The 20,026-nt window shown below is 73.1% G+C and carries 17 protein-coding genes; 10 read left to right on the top strand and 7 right to left on the bottom strand.

All coding sequences use genetic code 11. From position 1 onward, the window contains the following. Positions 1-110: 110 nt before the first annotated feature. Both ACFV4F_RS05695 and ACFV4F_RS05690 read right to left on the bottom strand, forming a co-directional pair. A complete protein-coding gene (locus ACFV4F_RS05695) occupies positions 111-2,486 on the bottom strand; it encodes a Dyp-type peroxidase (protein WP_380500562.1) in 2,376 nt (791 codons plus the stop codon). A 169-nt stretch (positions 2,487-2,655) separates the two neighbouring features. Continuing rightward, the gene (locus tag ACFV4F_RS05690; protein ID WP_380500561.1) at positions 2,656-4,515 is read right to left on the bottom strand and encodes a galactose oxidase-like domain-containing protein; all 1,860 of its coding nucleotides are present in this window, start codon (positions 4,513-4,515) and stop codon (positions 2,656-2,658) included. A gap of 291 nt (positions 4,516-4,806) precedes the next feature. On the opposite strand from ACFV4F_RS05690, the gene ACFV4F_RS05685 reads away from it, so the two are divergent. Next, entirely contained in the window at positions 4,807-5,214 is a 408-nt protein-coding gene (locus ACFV4F_RS05685) for a hypothetical protein (RefSeq protein WP_380500560.1), read from the top strand. A 130-nt stretch (positions 5,215-5,344) separates the two neighbouring features. On the opposite strand, the gene ACFV4F_RS05680 is transcribed toward ACFV4F_RS05685, so the two are convergent. Then, the gene (locus ACFV4F_RS05680) at positions 5,345-5,890 is read right to left on the bottom strand and encodes a PaaI family thioesterase (RefSeq protein WP_380494099.1); all 546 of its coding nucleotides are present in this window, start codon (positions 5,888-5,890) and stop codon (positions 5,345-5,347) included. 203 nt (positions 5,891-6,093) lie between these two features. Between ACFV4F_RS05680 and ACFV4F_RS05675 the strand changes: the two genes are divergently transcribed. After that, positions 6,094-7,611 carry a PHB depolymerase family esterase gene (locus ACFV4F_RS05675; protein WP_380500559.1) on the top strand — a complete coding sequence of 506 codons (1,518 nt, stop codon included), beginning with the start codon at positions 6,094-6,096 and terminating at the stop codon, positions 7,609-7,611. Between the two features lie 24 nt (positions 7,612-7,635). Here the strand turns inward: ACFV4F_RS05675 and mca are convergent, their stop codons facing one another. After that, a complete protein-coding gene (gene mca, locus ACFV4F_RS05670; RefSeq protein ID WP_380500558.1) occupies positions 7,636-8,511 on the bottom strand; it encodes a mycothiol conjugate amidase Mca in 876 nt (291 codons plus the stop codon). An 85-nt stretch (positions 8,512-8,596) separates the two neighbouring features. Further along, on the bottom strand, positions 8,597-10,063 hold the full coding sequence (locus ACFV4F_RS05665; protein WP_380500557.1) for an MDR family MFS transporter: 1,467 nt from the start codon (positions 10,061-10,063) through the stop codon (positions 8,597-8,599). 158 nt (positions 10,064-10,221) lie between these two features. Between ACFV4F_RS05665 and ACFV4F_RS05660 the strand changes: the two genes are divergently transcribed. From ACFV4F_RS05660 to murQ, 6 genes are all read left to right on the top strand, one after another. Continuing rightward, entirely contained in the window at positions 10,222-10,920 is a 699-nt protein-coding gene (locus ACFV4F_RS05660; protein ID WP_380500556.1) for a TetR/AcrR family transcriptional regulator, read from the top strand. Positions 10,921-11,088: 168 nt separating this feature from the next. Continuing rightward, complete coding sequence (locus tag ACFV4F_RS05655) at positions 11,089-11,769, top strand: DUF6445 family protein (protein WP_380500584.1); 681 nt, start codon at positions 11,089-11,091, stop codon at positions 11,767-11,769. A gap of 190 nt (positions 11,770-11,959) precedes the next feature. Continuing rightward, a complete protein-coding gene (locus ACFV4F_RS05650) occupies positions 11,960-13,021 on the top strand; it encodes an NAD(P)-dependent oxidoreductase (RefSeq protein WP_380436388.1) in 1,062 nt (353 codons plus the stop codon). Between the two features lie 102 nt (positions 13,022-13,123). Next, positions 13,124-13,756, top strand: coding sequence for an HAD family hydrolase (locus tag ACFV4F_RS05645; protein ID WP_380436386.1), 633 nt, complete (start codon positions 13,124-13,126; stop codon positions 13,754-13,756). Between the two features lie 50 nt (positions 13,757-13,806). Beyond that, complete coding sequence (locus tag ACFV4F_RS05640; protein ID WP_380436384.1) at positions 13,807-14,430, top strand: TetR/AcrR family transcriptional regulator; 624 nt, start codon at positions 13,807-13,809, stop codon at positions 14,428-14,430. A gap of 232 nt (positions 14,431-14,662) precedes the next feature. Beyond that, the gene (murQ, locus tag ACFV4F_RS05635; protein ID WP_380500555.1) at positions 14,663-15,634 is read left to right on the top strand and encodes an N-acetylmuramic acid 6-phosphate etherase; all 972 of its coding nucleotides are present in this window, start codon (positions 14,663-14,665) and stop codon (positions 15,632-15,634) included. Positions 15,635-15,641: 7 nt separating this feature from the next. Here murQ and ACFV4F_RS05630 read toward each other — a convergent pair whose 3' ends face one another. Both ACFV4F_RS05630 and ACFV4F_RS05625 read right to left on the bottom strand, forming a co-directional pair. Then, positions 15,642-16,154: an isochorismatase family protein gene (locus tag ACFV4F_RS05630; protein WP_380500554.1), complete on the bottom strand. Its 513-nt coding sequence runs from the start codon at positions 16,152-16,154 to the stop codon at positions 15,642-15,644. Positions 16,155-16,203: 49 nt separating this feature from the next. After that, positions 16,204-16,914, bottom strand: coding sequence for a TetR/AcrR family transcriptional regulator C-terminal domain-containing protein (locus ACFV4F_RS05625; protein WP_380500553.1), 711 nt, complete (start codon positions 16,912-16,914; stop codon positions 16,204-16,206). Between the two features lie 126 nt (positions 16,915-17,040). Between ACFV4F_RS05625 and ACFV4F_RS05620 the strand changes: the two genes are divergently transcribed. Together ACFV4F_RS05620 and ACFV4F_RS05615 are read left to right on the top strand one after the other, a co-directional pair. After that, positions 17,041-18,315: an MFS transporter gene (locus ACFV4F_RS05620; protein WP_380500552.1), complete on the top strand. Its 1,275-nt coding sequence runs from the start codon at positions 17,041-17,043 to the stop codon at positions 18,313-18,315. A 223-nt stretch (positions 18,316-18,538) separates the two neighbouring features. Beyond that, positions 18,539-19,984 carry a TolB family protein gene (locus ACFV4F_RS05615; RefSeq protein WP_380500551.1) on the top strand — a complete coding sequence of 482 codons (1,446 nt, stop codon included), beginning with the start codon at positions 18,539-18,541 and terminating at the stop codon, positions 19,982-19,984. Positions 19,985-20,026: the final 42 nt, after the last annotated feature.

The raw sequence follows: 20,026 nt of genomic DNA, 5'->3' as shown, positions 1-20,026 counted from the left end.
CGGGGGGGGCGCGCCCCCGGCCCCCCCCCCCCCCCCCGCCCGCCCCCCCCCCCCGCGGGGGCCGCCCCGCGACCCGATGTCGTCCATCTCCCCGAAGGGTCCCGGAACGGCTACGGCCGGCGGCACCAGACCGCCGTCGGGCGGTCCTCGCGCAGCAGGTCGTCCTGGTGGTTGCCGCCGTGGTTGATCATGATCGTCCGGTACTTGTCCTGGTGGAACACCCAGTACCAGTGCTGACCGCCGCTCGGGTCGTCCCGGCCGGGAACGGCCAGGAAGGCGTCCACCCGCGTGACGCCCTCCAGCGAGCGCCAGAGGCCGAGCTGCCGGTCGTCCCGCTGGAGCCGGTCCGGGTACGCCCGGCCGGAGCGGCCGATGGAGATCAGCCGGTAGCGCTGGCCCACCGGGGTGTTGTGGAACACCCAGTACCAGTGCGAGCCGTCGCCGGCGGGCCGCATGTCGGGGACGGGCAGGAAGGCGTCCACGTGCGTGACGGGAGTCGTCCCGCCGAACGAGCTCCACCGGCTCACCGGCTGGTCCTCGGCCACCACCCGGCTCGCGTACGGCTCGGAGGCGTCGATCGAGATGTAACGGTAGACCTGGTTGCCGCCCACCGTGTGGAAGACCCAGTAGTCGCACTTGCCGTCGACGCGCTGCTGGTCGAACACCGGCAGGATGGTGTCGATCCGGGTGACGCCCCTCAGCGCGGGCCAGGACGAGTACGGTCCGACGTTCCTGACCACGACCCCGGTGCGGTCGTCGACCGTGCCGGTGGTGAGCTGGCGGACCTCGGTGCCGCCGGCGCCGATCAGGCGGATCGTGCCCTGCTGGAACGTCCAGTAGCGGCCGTCCACGTCGGGCAGCGGCAGGACGCAGTCCATCGGCAGGTTCTGCGCCACGACCGGCTGCCTGCCGTCGTCGACGAGCTCGCCGTTGAGACGCCCCTGGGCGAGCCGGCGCAGCGTGGTGATGGAGGGCGTGAAGCAGTAGAGCGCGCCGCGGGTCTGGACGAACGGGCGGAAGTCCAGCCCGGTGGTGGCCCGTTCGCCCGCCGGGGACCTGCCCTCCCAGCTGACCCGGCCGTCGTTCACGGTGGCGAGCTGGCCGCTGACCAGCGGGTCCGGGCCGGGCTTGGCCTCGCGGCCGGGCGGGAAGTCCGGGTCGTTGATCCAGTTGGCCTGGATGAACTCGAACTGGCCCACCAGGTCGGACTGGTAGCAGACGAAGAGCAGGCCGCGCTGGGCGTCGGGGCCGAACTCGGGGATGTCGCTGGTCGGGTCGAAGGGCTTCCCGTAGGGGGCGCCGCGCCTCATGATCCGGCGGGCGTCGATGAAGGCCTCGTCGACCGGGACGCCGTCGACGAGCCCGGCGCGGGGATTGGTCTTGCGCAGGTGGGAGAAGAGCGGGGTGATCAGGCCGTCCGGGTCCTCCGGGTCGCCGAGGTACTTGAAGTCGTTGTCCGCTCCGGCGGCCGGGTCGCCGGGCTGCTGGTCGGGGTACTTGCACACCGGCGCCCCGTTGCGCCAGCGGCCCACCAGCCGGGCGGCGAACCAGTCCCGCTTCGTGTCCTCCGGCACCGCCTTGAGGTCCTTCAGCCGCCGCAGTTGGGCGTCGACCTGTGCCCACCAGCCGGCGACGTCCTGCTCCAGGCGGCGCACCACCTGGAAGGAGCCGTTGTGCATCCAGGCGGGGACGGTCTTGGCGGCGGCTGTCTCCGGGGCGTGCGTCGCGGCGAGCTTCTTCCCGATGACGAACTCGCCGGCCGGGATGATCCGGGTGCCGGGGTGCTTCTTCGAGTAGAAGACCGTCTCGGCCCCCTCGCCGGTGAACCGGTTGGGGTCGGGCTCGTCGAAGCCCTCGACCTCCGGCTCGCTGACGCCGTCCTTGAAGCCGAAGTGCTCCTTGCCCTTCTTGTCGCCCGCGAGGTGCTTGCCCTCCTGCTCGTAGACGACGACCGCGCCGGCCTGGCCGGCGGCCTGCTTCTGCTCCTTCACGGCGCTGTCGAGGCCCGCCGGGGTGTCGGAGGCGATGGTGAGCACCGCGTGGACGACCGGCTTGGTGGCGCAGCCGAACAGCCAGCGCTTCGGGTCGTTGTCGTCGGTGTCGCCGAGCGCGATCGACCGCGACGGGTCGGCCGGGCCCTGGATGAACGCCTCCAGCGTGTCGCCGGTCCTGGCCTCCGCCTTCAGGAGCTCCGGCTGCCCGGTGACGAACTGCAGGCCCTGGTAGGTGAAGCTGAGGCCCAGCCAGGTGGCCTTGAGCGCCGCCGGGTCACTGCCGCCGGAGGACTGACGGGCTTCGCTGAAGGTCTCGTTGAACCGGGCGACCTCCTGGGTGGTGGCGATCCTGGGAGTGATCTTCTCCAGCCAGCTCCGCGCCGCCGAGGCGTCGCTGAACTGGAGGAGCAGCAGGGTCATGTGGTCTTTCTTGAATCCGGCGAGGATGTCGCCCTGGATCTCGGTGTCTTGACGCAGACTCAGGTCTGGCACGGGGTGGCTCCGTTCGTCGGCCCCGTCGGCTCCGTCGGAGTGGCGGGAGTGGTCGGCGTGGTGTCGGCTCGGCGTGGGCGTGGGCGTGGTATCGGCTCGGCGTCGGCGTGTGTCGATGGGGCTGCCGACGGGGGTGCCGGTGGGGCTGCCAGTGGGGCTGCCGGTGGAACTAGGGGTTCGGCGCCAGCTGGATCCACTTCGCCACGCTGGGCACACCGGCGTCGTTGAGGAGGAAGATCATGTACCAGCCGGGCGGGGCGTCCGCGGCCGAGGCCGGGCTCTGGAAGACGAGTTGGCCGCCCGCGCGGCTCACCAGCTTGAGCTCCAGACGGCGCTGGCTGGTGTCCACCGAGTGCGTGGAGGTGATGGGCGCGAGCAGGACGGCGCGGGCGGCCTGGGTCGGCGAGTTGGTGTTGATCCGGAACGTGGTGCCGTAGCCCACGGGGTCGGTCGGGGCGGTCCGGATGTCCGGGCGGCCGCCGGGCTGGTGCAGGTACGGCGGCTCGTAGATCTCGATGGTGCCGTTGTTGCCGGCCTTGATGTCCGGGTTGTTGGCGATCTGCTGGAGCTCGTCGCCGGTGACCATGATCCGGCCGTCGGGCAGGACCACCGCGTTGGAGTGGTAGCCGCGCGGCAGCCGCTGCTTGGGGCCGAGGGCCCAGTTGCCGTCGGCGTCCCGGAGTTCGACCTGGCGGAAGCGGTCGTCGGGGACGTTCGGGTTGTAGTCGCCGAGGCCGTAGTCGCGGATGCCGACGGCCCCGTTGACGGTGAACAGGTTGCCGTTGGGGAAGATGAGCGTGTCGTCCTGGGCGCGGCCGAGGTTCCTCGGCTTCTCCTTGGTCCACTGGCCGCCCGAGAACTTGAAGGTGTTCGGGTCCTTGTGGTCGCCGCCGAGGACGAGCACCGAGTCCGGGCCGCTGGTGCCGTTGGGCAGGGCGACCGCCGAGCCGTACAGGCGGGTGAAGCCGTCGGGGCGGTTGGGCAGCGTGCCGCGGGTCTCGTTCACCGGGTCGAAGACGAACTGCTGGTCGGCGCTGCGGCCGAAGCCGTAGATCTTCCCGTCCTTGAGCGAGAACAGGTGCGGGTAGTCCATCCGGTAGGGCGCGTCCGCCTTCCACTGGTCCAGCGGGAGGTTCTCGGGCACGCTCGACTTGCCGTAGGAGACGTCGACGCCCTTGGCCGGGAAGCGTTCGACGATGGGGGTCGGGGTGCCGTAGCCGAGTTCGGACTGGCCGGACATGATGGTCTGCCGGCCGTCGGCCCCCGTGACCACGGACGGGTACCAGCGGCCGACCGCCATGTCCCGTTCCTGGTGCCAGGTCTCGGTCCACGGGTCGAAGACCAGGGCGAGCTTGGCACCGGTGCCGCCGTTGCCGCCGAGGTTGCCGCCGAAGACGCCGACCATGCCGTTGGGCAGGTAGGAGTGACCGGCGCAGAAGAACGGCGCGGGGCGCGGCTCGTCCAGGCCGTCCGGCATGTTGACGTCCGGCGGCGGGACGGCCTTGAACGTGCCCGGGTCGGTGTCGTTCGCGGGCGGCGTCCACAGGTAGGCACGCCCGGCGTTCTGCTTGCCGATGACGTCGGTGGGCGCGGTCTCCTTCTGGGGGTTCTCCTCGACGGCCTCGAAGGAGAAGATCAGCACCTTGCCGGTGGGCAGCAGGGCGATGTGGTCCCCGTACTCGGGCGAGGGGATGTACTGCTTGAACCGGCCGAACTGCGCGGGGTCGTACTTCGCGTTGTCCTGCGCCTGGGTGGCGGTGAGCATGTTGAAGCGGTTGGTGCGGGTGGTCTGCGGGTAGCCGGTCTGGACGGCCCGCAGGCCGATCCGGTCCCGCGCCATCCCCTCGGCGGCCGGGCGCCCGAAGGCGGCCACCTCGTCGGCCCGGACCTCGGCCCGCACCTGCTCGTCGGTGATGCGCGGCGCGCCGGTCCCGGCGAAGGGGTCGGTCACCGCGGCGGCGACCGGTGCGGGCGAGGTCAGGATCGTGGTGGTCGACAGGACGACGGTGACGGCACTGGCCGCCAGCACCGCCCGGAGCCTTCTGCGCGAAGCTCCGGGTGACGTGGCGGGCAGGGTGCTGGGGGGTGTTCTGCGTGGCATGGGGTTCCTCGCGACATGTCGGTCAGGGCTGCTCGGCAGCCGCACGGATGACAGCGATTCGCGGCCAGTAGACCACGCTAGGTAGTCGTTCGTGAGCAGACACCCCAGTCGCCCCATGATCGGCTGTCGACACACCGTCACCGTGCGTGGTTCCTGGCGGGGCATCACCATCGTGCTGAAATGGCCGCGCACCCCACCCCCGGACCTCAGGAGCGCCTCGTGCCCAGGAAGACCAGGATCGCCGTGACCCTCGTGACGGGAGTCGTCGTCCTCGCCGCCACGAGCGGCAGTGCGGCGGCGACGACGAGCATCCTCGCCCCGCAGTCGGTGACCGGCCCCACCCTCCGGGGCGGCGCCGACGGAAAGCCGCACGAGTTGCTCTGCCCGCCCGACGAGAGCGTCTACGGCGGCGGGTTCAGCATCACTCCCGGCGAGAACCGCAGACTCGACCGCCAGCCGACCGACGTCCTGGAGAACCGCCCGAACGACGACGCCACCGGCTGGATCGTCGCCGTCCGCAAGGACGACTGCCCGCCGGAGGGTCAGAAGGGCGAGCCCCGGCCCGCCGACCTCACCATCCGCATCGTGTGCACCGACGGCGAGAACAACACCAGCCTCGGCGGCTGACACGCCCGTCCGGCCGGAGGGCCCGCGGCATGTCGGCCGCCCACGGACCGGATCGGGCGGCCCCAACGCCTCGATCCGGTCCTGTCCCCGGCGCCGAGCCCGGCCCCGGCGCCCTTCCCGGCCCTTCGGCTCAGTCCGTCGAGCGCGGGCCCAGGATCGCGCACGTGGTGGTGGCGTGTGCGTACAGCTTGCCGGTCTCGGCACCGACCACCCTGGCCTCGGCGGTGGCGATCGTCCGGCCGAGGTGCACCACCTCGCCCTCGCAGCGCAGCAGGCCGGTGTCGGCGAACACCGGGCGCACCATGTGGACGTTCAACTGGGTGGTCGTGTAACCGAGTCCGGCGGGCAGGCGGCTCAGGACGGCGCAGCCGAGGGCCGAGTCGAGCAGGGTGGCGAGGAAGCCCCCGTGGACGGTGTTCATCGGGTTGTACAGGTGGTCACCGGGCTCGCCCTCGAACACCGCGAACCCCGGCTTGGCCGCGGTGAGGTGGAAGCCCAGCGTGCTGCAGATGGAGGGCTGGATCCGCCCGGCGATGATCTCCTGGAGGATCTCCTCACCGGTCAGGTGCGCGTAGGCGGTCAGCGGCGGACCGGCCGTCCACGTGTGGGTGCGGGTCCGCAGTTCCCCGGTGACCAGCGGATTCGGCTCGTCGGTCGCAACCTCTTGATTCGTCATGGGATCAACCTGCCTTGTTCCCGCCCTTCCCTCAAGTGTCGCCCGGCACCGGGAAGTCGGCGCCGAGACGGTCGGCTTCGGGGTGGTGGTGCACGCCATGCCGGGCCGCTGGACGGCGGTCGCGCGCCACATGGCCACGGTGCACGGGAGGCGACACGCTGCACGGCATCCACGTCGACTCCTCCCCCACCCAGGAGCCTCCGATGTCCGTCCTCGCCGCGCTCGCCCGTACGTCCGCCGCCGCCGTGCTGACCGCCGGCACGCTCACCGGGACACTGGCCGCCGGGGCCGCTACTGCCTCCCCCACCGCCGCAACCGCCGCAGCCGCCTCCGCGACCATCTCCCCCGCCGACTCCGCGGCCGATTCCCCGACCGGCACGTTCCAGCAGGTCACCGGCTTCGGCAGCAACCCCGGCAACCTCGCGATGTACGCCTACACCCCCGCCGGACTTCCCGCCGGCGCGCCGCTGGTGGTCGCGCTGCACGGCTGCCTCCAGACCGCCTCCGACTACTACCAGCACTCCGGCTGGACCAAGTTCGCCGACCTGTACGGCTTCGCCGTGGTGTTCCCCGAGACGAACGGCGCCAACAACAGCCTGTCGTGCTTCAGCTGGTTCGACGCGACCAAGGACGCACGAGGCACCGGAGAGGCCGGTTCGGTAGCCCAGATGGTCGCCAAGGCCGAGGCGCTGTACGGCTCGGACGGCCACCGGGTGTACGTCACCGGGCTCTCGGCCGGCGGCGGCCTGGCGGCCGACCTGCTGGCCGACTATCCGGACGTGTTCGCCGGCGGTGCGATCGACTCCGGCCTGCCAGCGCACTGCGCCACCACCCAGGGCGCCGCCTCCGCCTGCCAGAACAGCGACCAGGGCCTCACCCCCGCCCAGTGGGGCGACAAGGTCCGGTCCGCGGACCCGGGGTACACCGGGCCGTGGCCGCGGGTCGCGGTCTGGCAGGGCACCTCGGACACCGTCGTCCGGCCGGTGAACGCCACCGAACTGCGCGACCAGTGGACCGACGTCTGGGGCCTCCCCCAGCGCCCGACGTCGAGCCGCGCCCTGCCGGGCGGCACCACCGAGGAGCTGTACGCCGACCCGGGCGGCCGGCCCGCCGTGGCGGTGTACTCCGTCGCCGGGATGAGCCACGGCCTCGCCGTCGACCCGGGCTCCGGCGCCGATCAGTGCGGCGCGACCGGCAGTTACTTCCTCGGCACCATCTGCTCCTCCTACTACACCGCGCAGTTCTGGGGCCTGTCCGATGGCGGCGGGCCCACCACCCCCGGTCTGCCGGCCCCGACCGGGCTGACCGCGTCCGCCGCCGGGCCGGACTCGATCGGCCTCTCCTGGCAGGCCGTCAGCGGCGCGGTGTCCTACCAGGTGCTCCGCGACGGCTCGCCGGTCGGCACCGCGACCGGCACCTCCTTCACCGACACCGGGCTGGCTCCCGGCACCTCGTACACCTACACCGTGGCGGCGGTGGACGCCTCGGGGACCCTGGGCGCCAGGTCGGCGGCGGTGACGGCGAGTACCAGCGGCGGCGCGCCGCAGTGCTTCACCGACAACAACTACGCCCAGGTGCAGGCCGGCCGGGCCACCCAGAGCGGCGGCCTCACCTACGCGCTCGGCTCGGGGCAGGACATGGGCCTCTGGAACACCTTCGTCACGCACACCCTGCGGCAGACCGGACCCGGCTACTACGTCCTCGCGGACGGTCAGTGCTGAACGGCGCATCCGCCGCGCCTCCTCTCACGATCGCAGTCCCTCGAACAGGTCGGCCTCGGGCAGTTCAGCGACGGCCGGCACGCAGGACCGGGCGAGGTGGTAGTCCTCCGTCGGCCAGACCTCGCGCTCGATGTCCCGGGGGTGGGCCATGAAGGCCACCCCGGGCTCGACCTGGGTGGCGTGCGCGAGCATCGCGGCGTCCCTGACCACGAACTGCTCGGCGCACGCTATCCGCGTGGTGGTCGCGAGGGCGGGCGGGGTGTCCGGCCAACCGGCGAGCAACTCGCCCATGGCCGACGGGACGCCCCGTTCCGTCATCGCGTCGTGCATGGTCTGGAACCAGGCCCGGGAGAGCGCCAAGTGGTAGTAGAGCTTCGCCGCCTGCCACGGCTCCCCCGCCGCCGGATAGCGGTCCGGATCGGCGGCGGCCTCGAAGGCCTCGACCGAGACCCGGTGCGTCATCACGTGGTCCGGGTGCGGGTACCCGCCGGTCTCGTCGTACGTGATGACGACGTGCGGACGGAACTCCCGGATCAGGGCGACCAGCGGGGCCGCGGCCACCTCCAACTCCTGGGCCGCGAAGCAGTCCTCGGGCAGGTCCTCCCCGGGCCCGGGCATCCCGGAGTCGGTGAAGCCGAGGAACTGCTGGCGCACGCCCAGGATCTCGCGGGCGGCGGCCATCTCCTGGCGTCGGATCTGCGGGAGGTCGGCCCGCACCTCCGGGCGGTCCAGCGCCGGGTTGAGGACGGAGCCGCGCTCGCCGCCGGTGCAGGTGGCCACCAGGACGTCGACGCCCTCGGCCGCGTACCGGGCGAGCGTGGCCGCGCCCTTGCTGGACTCGTCGTCGGGGTGCGCGTGAACGGTGAGCAGGCGGAGTCCGCCGGGGTGCTTGGTGAACATGAGTACTCCTTGGAAGTTGATCATTGAGGTGAGCGAACGGGACCGCCGCGCGGTTCCCGGATGAGACGGCTCCCCTGTCGTGCCGTCAGACCTGCTTGCGGGTGCCCGGGTAGAGCAGGGCGGGGGCTATCGAGAGGGCGGAGAGGGCCAGCACCCACCAGAAGGTGTCGCCGAAGGCCGCGGCCGGGTGGCCCGGGTGCCCGCTCCGGGCCTGCTGCAGGACCAGCGTCAGCACCGCGGTGCCGAGGGCGCCGCCGAGCCGGTTGAGCACGTTGACCGCGCTCGCGGCGGCCGGCACCTGGGCCTTCTCCACGCTGGAGTAGACCGCCGCCATCCCCGGTATGAGGATGATCCCCATGCCGACGCCACGCAGCGTCAGGGAGGCCGCCAGCAGCCGGTCCGCCGGACCGCCGCCCGCGCCGAGCCGGGTGAAGGCGAGTGTGCCGAGCAGCGAGCAGGCGATGCCGAGCAGGATCAGCGGACGCGGTGCGAGCCGGTCCGCGATCCGCCCCGCCAGTAGCGAGGTGACCGCCGTGCCGAGGGCCTGCGGCGCCAGGAGCAGCCCGGCCTCCACCGCGCCGGCGTGCTCCACCTGCTGGTAGTAGAGCGGCACCAGGAACATCGAGCTGTAGAGCGCCGCGCCCTGGAGGAAGGAGTTCGCCGTCGCGACCGCGAAGCCGCGCCGCGCGAAGAGCCGCAGGTCGATCAGCGGCGCCCGGCCCCCGCCGGTGGACGGGCGCAGCGCGTGCCACCCGTACGCGAGGAGGAGCAGGGCCCCCGCCGCGGCCGCCGCCGGGCCGGCCCAGCCGCCGTCAGCGATCACCGACAGCCCGTAGACCAGGCCCGTCAGGCCCGGGGAGAGCAGTGCCAGGCCGAGGCCGTCCAGCCGGGGACGGGCCCGCGCGGGGCCGCCCTCCGACGGGAGCCAGCGGAGCGCCAGCAGCACGGTGACCAGCCCGACCGGCACGTTCAGCAGGAACATCCAGCGCCAGCTCAGGTGATCCAGCAGCACACCGCCGAGGATCGGACCGAGGACCGGCGCGAGACTGATCGGGAGCAGCAGCGTGCCCATCACCCGCCCGATCCTGGACGGACCGGCCGCCTGCACCATGAGCGTCTGCCCGAGTGGCTGGATCATTCCCCCGCCCATCCCCTGGAGGATCCGGAAGGCGATCAGGCTGCCCGTCGACCACGACAGCCCGCACAGCGCGGAGCCGAGGACGAACAGCACCACCGCCGCGAGCCACGCGCGCCGGGCGCCGAACCGCCCGGCGGCCCAGCCGGACAGCGGCATGACCAGGGCTATTGCCAGCAGGTACCCGGTGGACACCCACTGGACCGCCGCCATCGAGCCGTGCAGATCGCGGGCGACGGAGTCGATGCCCACGTTGACGATCGTGGTGTCCAGCAGTGCGAGCACCGGACCGAGCGCCAGCACCGCACCCATCTTCATCAGGCCCGGCGGCAGCGGCTCCCGCCCGGCATGAACCGGCGTCCGCCCGGCCATCCCCTCCGCCGGTTCCCTCTTCACCGTGGTGACCTTCGCGGTCATGGCCCCTCCCCGAGGTTCGACGTCGTGTCCACGCCCGTGCGGCCGAGGACTCCTCCGACGGCCTGTCCGGCCGCCGATGAAGAACTTAGGTCGAACCCAGTGATTAGGTCAAGCATAATTTCTGTGCTCGACCCAGCGAACTGCGCTAGGCTCCCGCCATGACCGACAGCACCCCGAACCTGCGCGAGCTCAACAAGCGCCGCACCCGCGAGGCGATCTCGCACGCCGCGACCAGGCTCTTCATCGACCGGGGCTTCGAGCGGACCACCATCGCCGAGGTCGCGACGGCCGCCGGCGTCGCCAAGATGACCGTCACCAACCACTTCCCGCGCAAGGAGGACCTCTTCCTCGACCTGCACGAGGAGATGGTCGCCAGGTACGCCCGAGCGGTCGCCGACCGCGCCCCCGGCGAGTCCGCCCTCGCCGCGCTGCGCCGCGCCTGCCTGGCCGAGATCGACCGGCGCGACGCCGCGCTCGGCTTCTCCGGCGAGGCGTTCGCCCGCACCATCACCGAGAGCCCCGCGCTGACCGCCCGGCTGCGCGAGTTGCACGAGCAGGGCGAGACGGCGCTCGCCACCGCCCTGGCCGAGGCCGCCCACGTGCCGCCCGGCGACTTCGAGAGCCGGGTCGCCGCCGGCCTGCTGGCAGCCGTCCCCCGGGCCGTCTCCACCGAGGTGTTCCGCCGCACCCTGGCCGGGGAGGACCACGAGGCCGTCGCGGCCGCCGTCCGCCCGTCCGCCGCCCGCGCCTTCGACCGCCTGGAGGGCGCGCTCGGCGACTTCGCCGTCCGGGCCGACGAAGCCGGGGCGACCGACGAAGCCAAGGAAACCGAGGTGGTCAAGGCAATCGAGGAATGACCACGAACCGGGCGGGGCACGACCACCCGCCGGACCGCCGCCCGACCACGAACGACTGCACACCCGGCACCGAACCGAACACCCGCACCCCGATCGCCACTTGACGAAAGGTTGACCTGTTCACGGCAGAAAGTTGACGCCCGCCGCCCCTATCGTCGGCCCATGCCCATGCCCCCACAGCCCATCAGGCCGACGGCCCTGCCGGTCCTCCCCTACCGCAAGCCCACCCGCGGCCGGGACTACTGGGTCCTGGACAACGTCCTGCCCGATCCGGACGCCGTCCGCGAGCGCGTCCTGGCCCGCGGCGACTGGACCGAGGGCTACCCGCACCGCCCGGAGACCTGGCCCGGCCTGCGCACCATGCCCGGCCTGGAGCCCGGCGAGCTCGCCCGCGTCGAGGCCCAGGTCCGCAAGGCCACCGGCGCCTCCCGGCTCTGGGTCCAGAGCACACCGGGCGGCGGCACGCTCAACCACAACTGCGTCCAGGTCGTCGGCGCCGGCGAGTCGGAGTCCCGTCCGCACACCGACTCCCGGGCGCTCTGCCGCTACGCCGCCGTGCTCTACCTGAGCCCCGGCGCCCCCAAGGACGCCGGCACCAGCTTCTACCGCCAGCAGTTCCCCGGCGGCCGGCTCGGCGGCAACCTCGTCAACGCGCCGCACAACAACCTCGTGGAGGCGCTCGGCACCCGCCACGTGCCCGCCGACCACTTCACCGAGGACATCCGCGTCCCGAACCGCTACAACCAGCTGCTCCTCTACCACGCCAACCTCATCCACAGCGCCACCACCTACTACGGCACCGAGCTGGCGGACCGCCGGATGACGGCCGTCTTCTTCTGGATGGCCTGACGCGCCGCCGGCCGACCGTCCCGACGGACGGCCCGACGGACGGCCCGGCGGAGGGCCCGACGGACGGCCCGGCGGAGGGCCCGACGGACGGCCCGGCGGAGGGCCCGATGACCGTCCCGACGGACAACCCGGCGGAGGGCCCGATGACCGTCCCGACGGACAACCCGACCGAACGGCACGCACCTTCACCATGGATCACCCGCGAGTCCTCCTGCTCGACGCCGCCCCCGGTCCGCTCCTCGACCGCGAACTGGAGCGCCTGACCGGCCACCGCCTGGCCGTCACGCTCAACCTCCGGCGCGTCGAGAACCGGGCGGGTGCCCGGTCCGCCTGGTCGGAGCTCGTCGAGTTCACCGACCTCGACCCCTTCGACGAGGCGGCCCTGATGGCCGAGTTCAGCCGCGGACCGGGCTTCGACGCGCTCAAGTCCCGCGCGGGCGTGCCCCTGCGCGCCGCCTTCCTCGCCGCGGCGACGGCCCCCGAACGACACCGCCCGCTGCGGGTGATCGGCCGTGCCGGAGCCGGCACCGACCACGTGGACCTGGCCGCCGCGGCCCGGTACGGCATCACCGTCACCCACACCCCGGGCTCCAACGCGAACGCCGTCGCCGAGTTCGCCCTCGCCCAACTGCTCACTCTCACAAGGGACCTGTCCGCCCACAACGAGAGGTCACACCGAGGCGCCTGGGGCGCACCCGCGACCCCGCCGCGCGAACTCTCCGAACTCACCCTCGGCATCGTGGGACCGGGCCTGATCGGCACGGCACTCGCGACACGCGCGTCCGCCCTCGGCATGACCGTCCAGGCACACGCGCGCCGTCCGACCGCGCCACCGATACGGCACGTCCCGTCTCTCGACACCCTCCTCGCCACCAGCGACGTCGTGTCCCTGCACCTCCCACTCACCCCGCAGACGCACCAATTGATCGGCCGACGCGAACTCGCCCTGCTCCGGCCGGGATCGATGCTCCTCAACACCGCGCGCGGCGGCATCGTCGACGAAGCGGCGCTCGCCGACGCCCTGCGCGACCCCACCCACCCCCTCGCGGCCGCCGCCGTGGACACCTTCGCCCACGAGCACGCCGCCTTCGCCTCGCCGCTATTCGGCCTGCCCAACGCCCTGCTCACCCCGCACGTCGCGGGCATGACCCGAACGGCCATGGCCGAGGCCGCCCTCCGCTGCGCCGACCACCTCGCCGCACTCCTCGCCGGACACCCCGAAGGCATCCCGGTCGTCTCACCCGCCCGGTAGCAGCACCCGGCCCGCGACCCCGCCGGCCGCCCCTGTCACGCCCCTGTCACAGAGCGCGCGAACCGCTTGACCCGGCCGGTCCCCGCCCGCCGACAGTGGGTCATGGACGAACGCTGCATCATCCTCGACATCGGCGGCGTGCTGGAGCACACGCCGCGAACCGGCTGGATTCCTTACTGGGAACGGAAGTTGGGCTTGCCGCCGGGCACCGTCGACCAGCGCCTGGAGGACGTCTGGCACGCCGGCTCGATCGGCGCCGTCGACGAGGCGGAGGTGCGCCGACAGGTGGCCGCCCGACTGCGCCTCGACCCTCCCCGGGCGACGGCGTTCATGGCCGACTTCTGGACGGAGTACCTCGGGACGCCGAACGTCGAACTCATCGCCCACGTACGCGACCTGCGGCACCGGACCCGGCTCGGGATCCTGAGCAACAGCTTCGTCGGCGCCCGCGAGCGCGAGGTGAGCCGCTACGGCTTCGACGAGCTCGTCGAGGACGCCGGGCACATCGTCTACTCACACGAGATCGGTGTGGAGAAGCCCGACCCGCAGGCCTTCGAGAAGGCTTGCACGATCCTCGGCGTCCGCGCCGCCGACTGCCTCTTCGTCGACGACCACGCGCCGAACGTCGAAACCGCCCTGACCCTGGGCATGCAGGCGCACCTGTTCGACGACAACCACCGGACGATCGCCCGCATCGCCGAATTCCTGTCCACTGACGGCGAGTTCCAAAACTGACGGCCGATAACCCATTGACTGAGTGAGTACTCACTCCGCATCATGGAGCCATGACCGAGACACCTGGCACCCAGCCCGCCCGACGCCGGGCACCCGCGATGGACCCGGAGCAGCGGCGCGCGATGATCGTCGCCGCCGCGCTCCCCCTCGTCGTCGAGTACGGCGCGTCCGTGACGACGGCCAAGATCGCCCGGGCCGCCGGCATCGGCGAGGGCACGATCTTCCGCGTCTTCGACGACAAGGACGCCCTCCTCGCCGCGTGCATGGCCGAGGTCCTCAACCCCGACGACACGATCACCCACCTCGCCGCGATCCCCCTGGACCAGCCCCTCGCCGACCGGCTGGCCGAGGCCGCCGACGTCGTGCGCGGACACCTGACCCGCATCGGAGCCGTGGCCGGAGCCCTCATGGCGGGCGGCCGGCTGGAGCGGCCCGGGCCCGGCCCGGACGGCAAGCTGCCCGACCGCGAAGCCGGACTGGCCCGGCCGCGCGCCGCCCTCGCCGCCCTGTTCGAGCCCGACCGCGACGCGCTGCGGCTCAGCCCGGAACGCCTCGCCGACGCCTTCCAGTTGATGATCATGTCCTCCGGCCGCCCCGGCGCCCCCGACCCGCTCACCACCGCCGAGCTCGTCGACCTCTTCCTCCACGGCGCCCTGCAGAGCACCCCGCGGTGACCGGACGCCAGGCGACTGCCCCGGACCGGACCCGTAGATCACCGCAACGTCGAGGCTCCGCAGCCGCCCCCGGGCCCAGCCGGAACACTCCGGCGGGCTGAGCCGCCCCGGCGTCCCGATGGCGGCGCCCCACCTCGGTGTAGGCGCCGCCATCGCACACCCGTACACCGGCCGCTCGGCCATCGGCGTCTGCCCGGGTTGGCGGCCGTCACCCCCGGGGAGGCTGAGCGGCATGAACCAGCCCGCACTCCCGATCACCGAAACGATCACCGAAACGACCGCCGGAACGACCGCCGAAGCAACCGCTGAAGCAATGGCCGAAGCGACCACCGAGACCGTCCGCCCCGACTGGGCGGAGATCGACGGGCTCCCGACGCTCGACCTCCTGCACCTCATGAACGCCGAGGACCGGACCGTCCCCGCGGCCGTCGCCGGGCAGCTGGAGCGCATCGCCGCCGTCGTGGACGGGGCCGCCGAGCGGATGCGGCGGGGCGGGCGCCTGATCTACGCGGGCGCCGGGACGGCCGGGCGGCTTGGGGTGCTGGACGCCGCCGAGTGTCCGCCGACCTTCGGCACCGACCCCGGCCGGGTCGTCGGGCTGATCGCCGGCGGTCCGGCGGCCGTCACGTCGGCGGCCGAGGGCGCCGAGGACCGCGCCGACCTCGCCGCGGCGGACCTGGCCGCCCTGGCACTCACCCCGGACGACACCGTGATCGGCGTCTCCGCCTCCGGCCGGACGCCCTACGCGGTGGCCGCCGTCCGGTGCGCCCGCGCCGCCGGTGCGCTCACCGCCGGGCTGGCGGGCAACCTCGGCTCGGCGCTCGTCGCGGCCGCCGAGCTGCCGATCGAGGTGGTCACCGGCCCGGAGGTCCTGGCCGGCTCGACCAGGCTCAAGGCGGGCACGGCGCAGAAGCTCGTGCTCAACCTCGTCTCGACGGCCGTCATGGTCCGCCTGGGCCGTACCTACGGAAATCTGATGGTCGACGTCCGCGCCACCAACGCCAAGCTGCGTGACCGCGCCCGCCGGATCGTCACCGAGGCCACCGGCGCCGCCGACGCGGACGTGCGCCGCGCCCTGGCGGCGACCGACGGCCGGGCCAAGGACGCGGTCCTCGTCCTGCTCGCGGACGTCGACGCGCCGACCGCCGCCCGTCTGCTCGCGGACTGCGACGGCCGGCTCCGCGAAGCCCTCAAGCGCGCCTGAGGGATCCTCAGCCGAACGTCAGCTCGGCCTTTCCGGCGACCGCCCCGAGCCGCGGGAAGGAGTGCGCCACCGGCGCGCGGTGCTCCTCCCCCGTGAGCGCGGTCATCGCGTCCTCGACGAACACGACCTCGTAGCCGAGGTCGACGGCCGCGCGGGCCGTCGACTCGACGCCGAGGTTGGTCGCGATGCCGGCCAGCACGACGGTCCTGACACCCCGCGCCCGCAGCAACTCGTCCAGCCCGGTCGCGTGGAAAGCGCCGATCGTGCGCTTGACCACGACCTCGTCGGCCACCGCCGCGACCTCCGCGACCAGGTCGCTGCCCGGCGGCTGCTCGGCGACGTTCGGCCGCTCGACGCGCACGGCGACGACGGGGGCACCGGCCTCGCGGAAGACCCCGGCCAGCTCCAGCGAGGCCGCGAGGACCTCCGTGCCGGGGCGCGGGACGAGCGGGTTGGCGACGATCCGGTCCATCAGGTCGACGAGGACGAGCGCGGTGCTGCAGGCATCGAGGGTTCGCATGGCGCTCACGCTAGTGGATCTCCCGGCACCCGGAATCCGCCCCCTCTCCTCAAGCGGACTCCCCGACCTCCCCGACCTCCCCGACCTCCCTGACCTCGCCGGACTCCCCGGCCTCCCCGACCTCGCCGGACTCCCCGGCCTCCCGTGCGATCTCCGCACGGAACCCCTCGATCATGACCCGCAGCCCGTACTCGAAGTCGGCGTCGTGGTCGGCCATCCGCAGCACGTCGGCGGCCTCGCGCAGCAGCGGCAGGTCGCGCAGGGCGTCGTCGTCGTAGAGCGGCGTGTCGCGGTCCTCGACGTCCTGCCGCCAGGCCTGCTCCTCGGTGACCCAGCCCATGATGTACCGGTCGACGGCGAGCAGCAGCCGCAGGGCCGTGCGCGGCCGCAGCCCAGCCCGGCAGAGGGCGCTCACCTGGGCCTCGACTGCCGGGAGTTCATCCTCGCTGGGCAGGGTGCCGGCGTGCACGCGCGCACCGTCGCGATAGGCGAGCAGCGCACGGCGCTTCGCGCGGGCGTCGGCGGCGATCCAGTCCGGCCAGTGCTGCGGGTCGGGGGTGCGGTCGGGCGGCAGGGCCTCGGCGAGCATGGCCTCGGCCATGAGGTCGAGCAGTTCCCGCTTGTTCTTGAAGTGCCAGTACAACGCCGGTGACTGGACGCCGAGTTCGCGCGCCAGGCGGCGGGTGGTGAGCCCGTCGATGCCGACCTCGTCGAGCAGTCGCAGCGCGGTGCGCACCACCTCGTCGCGTTGCAGCGCCATGCCGACCGCCCTCCGAACCCGTTCCGCGTCGTTCGCCCGCCTTATTCGCTTGCCCACCAACTTTATCGCCGATAAGGTCGGCGCCGGAATTTATCAGTGATAAGGACAGCATCGAGGACCGCACCCATGCCCACCCCGCCCTGGCTCGACACAGCGCCCTGGCGCTCCTCCCGGGACTTCCGCCTGACCTGGACCTCCGGCACGGTCACCCTGCTCGGCTCGGTCTTCACCATGACGGCGATCCCGCTCCAGATCGCCGACCTCACCGGCTCGCCGCTCGCCGTCGGCGCGGTCGGCGCGGTCGAACTCGTGCCGACGATCGTGTTCGGCCTGTACGGCGGCGTGCTCGCGGACCGCGCCGACCGCCGCACCGTCGCCCTCGTCACCGAGATCGCGCTCGCCGTCCTCAGCGCGCTCCTCCTCGCCAACGCGCTGCTCGGCACGCCCGCACTGTGGCCGCTGTACGCGGCGGCCGGGCTCGCGGCGGCGCTCCAGGGGCTCCAGCAGCCCTCGCTGGAGGCGATGATCCCGCGCCTCGTCCCGCACGATCAGCTGGTCGCGGCCGGTGCGCTGCTGTCACTGCGCTGGAGCGTCGCCGGACTGGCCGGCCCGGCCGCCGCCGGCCTCGTGATCGCGACGGCGGGCGTCCCGGTGGCGTACCTGGTCGACGTCGCCACCTTCCTGGTCTCGACCGCGCTGCTCGCCGCCGTCCGCCCGGTGCCGTCCGAGCGGGACGCCGAGGCCCCGCAGTGGCGCGAGTTCACCGAGGGCGCCCGGTACGCGGCCCGCAGGCCCGATCTGCTGGGCACCTACCTGGCCGACCTCGCGGCCACCGTCTTCGCCCTTCCCACCGCACTCTTCCCCTTCCTCGCACGGGAGTTGGACGCCGTATGGGCCCTCGGCCTGCTCTACGCCGCCTCGGCGGCGGGCAGCCTGGTCGCCGCCACCACCAGCGGCTGGACGGACCGCGTGCACCGGCACGGCCGCTTCGTGCTCCTCTCCGCCGCGGCGGTGGGACTCGCGATGGCCGGCGCGGCAGCCGTGCCGCACCTGTGGGCCGTCCTCGCGTGCCTCGTCATCGCGGGCGCCGCGAACTGGACCGGCGACACCTTCCGCAGCGCCATCTGGAACCAGTCCATTCCGGACGAACTCCGGGGCCGCACGGCCGGGCTGGAGATGCTCATCGGCTCCGCGGGACCGGCCCTCGGCGACCTGCGCGCCGGTGGACTCGCCGCCCGGCAGGGCATCCGCGCGGCACTGCGCACCGGCGGGCTCCTCTGCCTGACCAGCGCCGCCGCCCTCTCCGCCGCCCTGCCCGCCCTGTGGCGCTACGACCGCCGCACCGACCCGCACGTCCGGGCCGTCCGCGCGGCCGCGCAGGCCGAAGAGGCGGCGCGGTGACGCCACCGGGCCGCGCCGGGGCGGAGACGCCGCGTCCGGTCGCCGGCACTCGGCAGGCAGTACTCGGCAGGCTGTACTCGGCAGGCAGTGCGAGAACGATTGACGTGAATACGCCGCCCCGGCCGCACAACCGTTGACCCCTTCCCCATCAGGCGCTTGGCTCACTCCGGGCCGGCCGCCGGGGAGTCGAGCTCGGCCCGCCGATCCCAGGGGAGGGACCACGATGAACCGAGCACGCCCGACGCGCCACGTCCTGCGCGCCGCCTGCACACTGGCCGCGGCGGCGCTGGCCTGCGCCGCGGCCGCGCCCGCGCACGCCGACGCGCCCACCGGCGCCACCGAGCGGGTGACGGTCGGCACCCCGGGCTCGCAGCCCGACGGCGCCTCGAACGCGCAGGGCCTGAGCGCGGACGGCCGCTTCGCCGTCTTCACCTCCAGCGCCTCCAACCTCCTGCCCGGCAGCGGCAACGGCCGGACCAAGGTCTTCGTCCGCGACCTGTGGACGGGCAAGGTCGAACGGGAGGACGTCAGCACCGCCGGGGCCGACGCCGACCTCGACTCCTACGAGGCCACCATCAGCGGCAACGGCCGCTTCGTGGCGTTCACGTCCTCCGCGACGAACCTCGGCTCCGGCGCCGGCCGCGCCACTCCGGACGTCTACGTCCACGACCGCCTGACCGGGAGGACCGAGCCGGTCGCCGCCACCGATCCGGCGAAGCCCCAGACCGGCCACTCCGCCGGCACCCCGTCGATCAGCTGGGACGGCCGGTACGTCGCCTTCCAGTCCGACCGCACCGACCTCGCCCCCGCCGGCGTCACCCCGCACGGCGGCACCATCTACGTCACCGACCGTCGGACCGGGAAGACCCGCCTGGTCAGCATCGGCGCGGACGGCACCGCGGCCAACGGCTCCTCCGCCTCGCCGGTGATCAGCGCGGACGGCCGCACCGTCGGCTTCATCTCCAAGGCGACCAACCTCATCGCCCAGGACAAGCCCGGCGCCCTCCCCGACGACGCCTTCGGCGACCGGACCACCGCCGACGACCTCGCGCCCGGCAGCAGCAGCACCAGCCGCACCGGCACCAGCACGGGCAGCAGCCCCAGGATCCTCAAGCCCCGCAGCTACCCGTTCTACGTCCGCGACCTCGACGACGAGGAGACCCGCCTCGCCAGCCCGGACGGCAAGGGCGGCTCGCGCGGCGTGGAGAACCCGAGCCTCAGCCCCGACGGCCGGTTCGCGGTCTTCTCCGCCCCCGTCTTCCACGGCACCGGCCCGTGGGACCGTCACTTCGAGGTGTTCGTCCGCGACCTGGAGCAGGGCACCGAGCGCTCCGTCACCGTCGCCCTCCCGGGCACCACGGTCCGCTCCGACGCGTGGGAGGGCCGGATGACGGCGGACGACCGCTGGGTCTACTTCAGCTCGACGGCCGACGACCTCGTGCCCGGGGACACCAACAACGCCTCCGACGTCTTCCGGTTCGACCTGTGGAGCAACCGCACCGAGCGGGTCAGCGTGGCCACCGACGGCTCGCAGAGCACCGGCGGGTCGAGCGCCCCGTTCGTCGACGCGTTCGGCACCACGGTGCTGTTCACGTCGGAGGACGGCACGCTCGTGCCGGACGACTCCAACAAGCTCCCCGACGTGTTCGTCCACAGGTACCGGTTCTGACGGACCGCCTCCGCCTCCGCCACCCCACCGGTTCTGACGGAC

Source organism: Kitasatospora sp. NPDC059722, assembly GCF_042733235.1.
Taxonomy (GTDB): Bacteria; Actinomycetota; Actinomycetes; order Streptomycetales; family Streptomycetaceae; genus Kitasatospora.
The sequence above is the reverse complement of the archived record's forward strand: the minus strand, read 5'-3'. Positions and strand labels throughout refer to the sequence as shown.

Excerpts from the sequence above, each read along its gene's own strand:
- ACFV4F_RS05680 (WP_380494099.1), bottom strand. The coding sequence starts at position 5,890 with ATGACGAATCAAGAGGTTGCGACCGACGAGCCGAATCCGCTGGTCACC.
- ACFV4F_RS05675 (WP_380500559.1), top strand. The coding sequence starts at position 6,094 with ATGTCCGTCCTCGCCGCGCTCGCCCGTACGTCCGCCGCCGCCGTGCTG.
- mca (WP_380500558.1), bottom strand. The coding sequence starts at position 8,511 with ATGTTCACCAAGCACCCCGGCGGACTCCGCCTGCTCACCGTTCACGCG.
- ACFV4F_RS05665 (WP_380500557.1), bottom strand. The coding sequence starts at position 10,063 with ATGACCGCGAAGGTCACCACGGTGAAGAGGGAACCGGCGGAGGGGATG.
- ACFV4F_RS05660 (WP_380500556.1), top strand. The coding sequence starts at position 10,222 with ATGACCGACAGCACCCCGAACCTGCGCGAGCTCAACAAGCGCCGCACC.
- ACFV4F_RS05655 (WP_380500584.1), top strand. The coding sequence starts at position 11,089 with ATGCCCCCACAGCCCATCAGGCCGACGGCCCTGCCGGTCCTCCCCTAC.
- ACFV4F_RS05650 (WP_380436388.1), top strand. The coding sequence starts at position 11,960 with ATGGATCACCCGCGAGTCCTCCTGCTCGACGCCGCCCCCGGTCCGCTC.
- ACFV4F_RS05645 (WP_380436386.1), top strand. The coding sequence starts at position 13,124 with ATGGACGAACGCTGCATCATCCTCGACATCGGCGGCGTGCTGGAGCAC.
- ACFV4F_RS05640 (WP_380436384.1), top strand. The coding sequence starts at position 13,807 with ATGACCGAGACACCTGGCACCCAGCCCGCCCGACGCCGGGCACCCGCG.
- murQ (WP_380500555.1), top strand. The coding sequence starts at position 14,663 with ATGAACCAGCCCGCACTCCCGATCACCGAAACGATCACCGAAACGACC.
- ACFV4F_RS05630 (WP_380500554.1), bottom strand. The coding sequence starts at position 16,154 with ATGCGAACCCTCGATGCCTGCAGCACCGCGCTCGTCCTCGTCGACCTG.
- ACFV4F_RS05625 (WP_380500553.1), bottom strand. The coding sequence starts at position 16,914 with ATGGCGCTGCAACGCGACGAGGTGGTGCGCACCGCGCTGCGACTGCTC.
- ACFV4F_RS05620 (WP_380500552.1), top strand. The coding sequence starts at position 17,041 with ATGCCCACCCCGCCCTGGCTCGACACAGCGCCCTGGCGCTCCTCCCGG.
- ACFV4F_RS05615 (WP_380500551.1), top strand. The coding sequence starts at position 18,539 with ATGAACCGAGCACGCCCGACGCGCCACGTCCTGCGCGCCGCCTGCACA.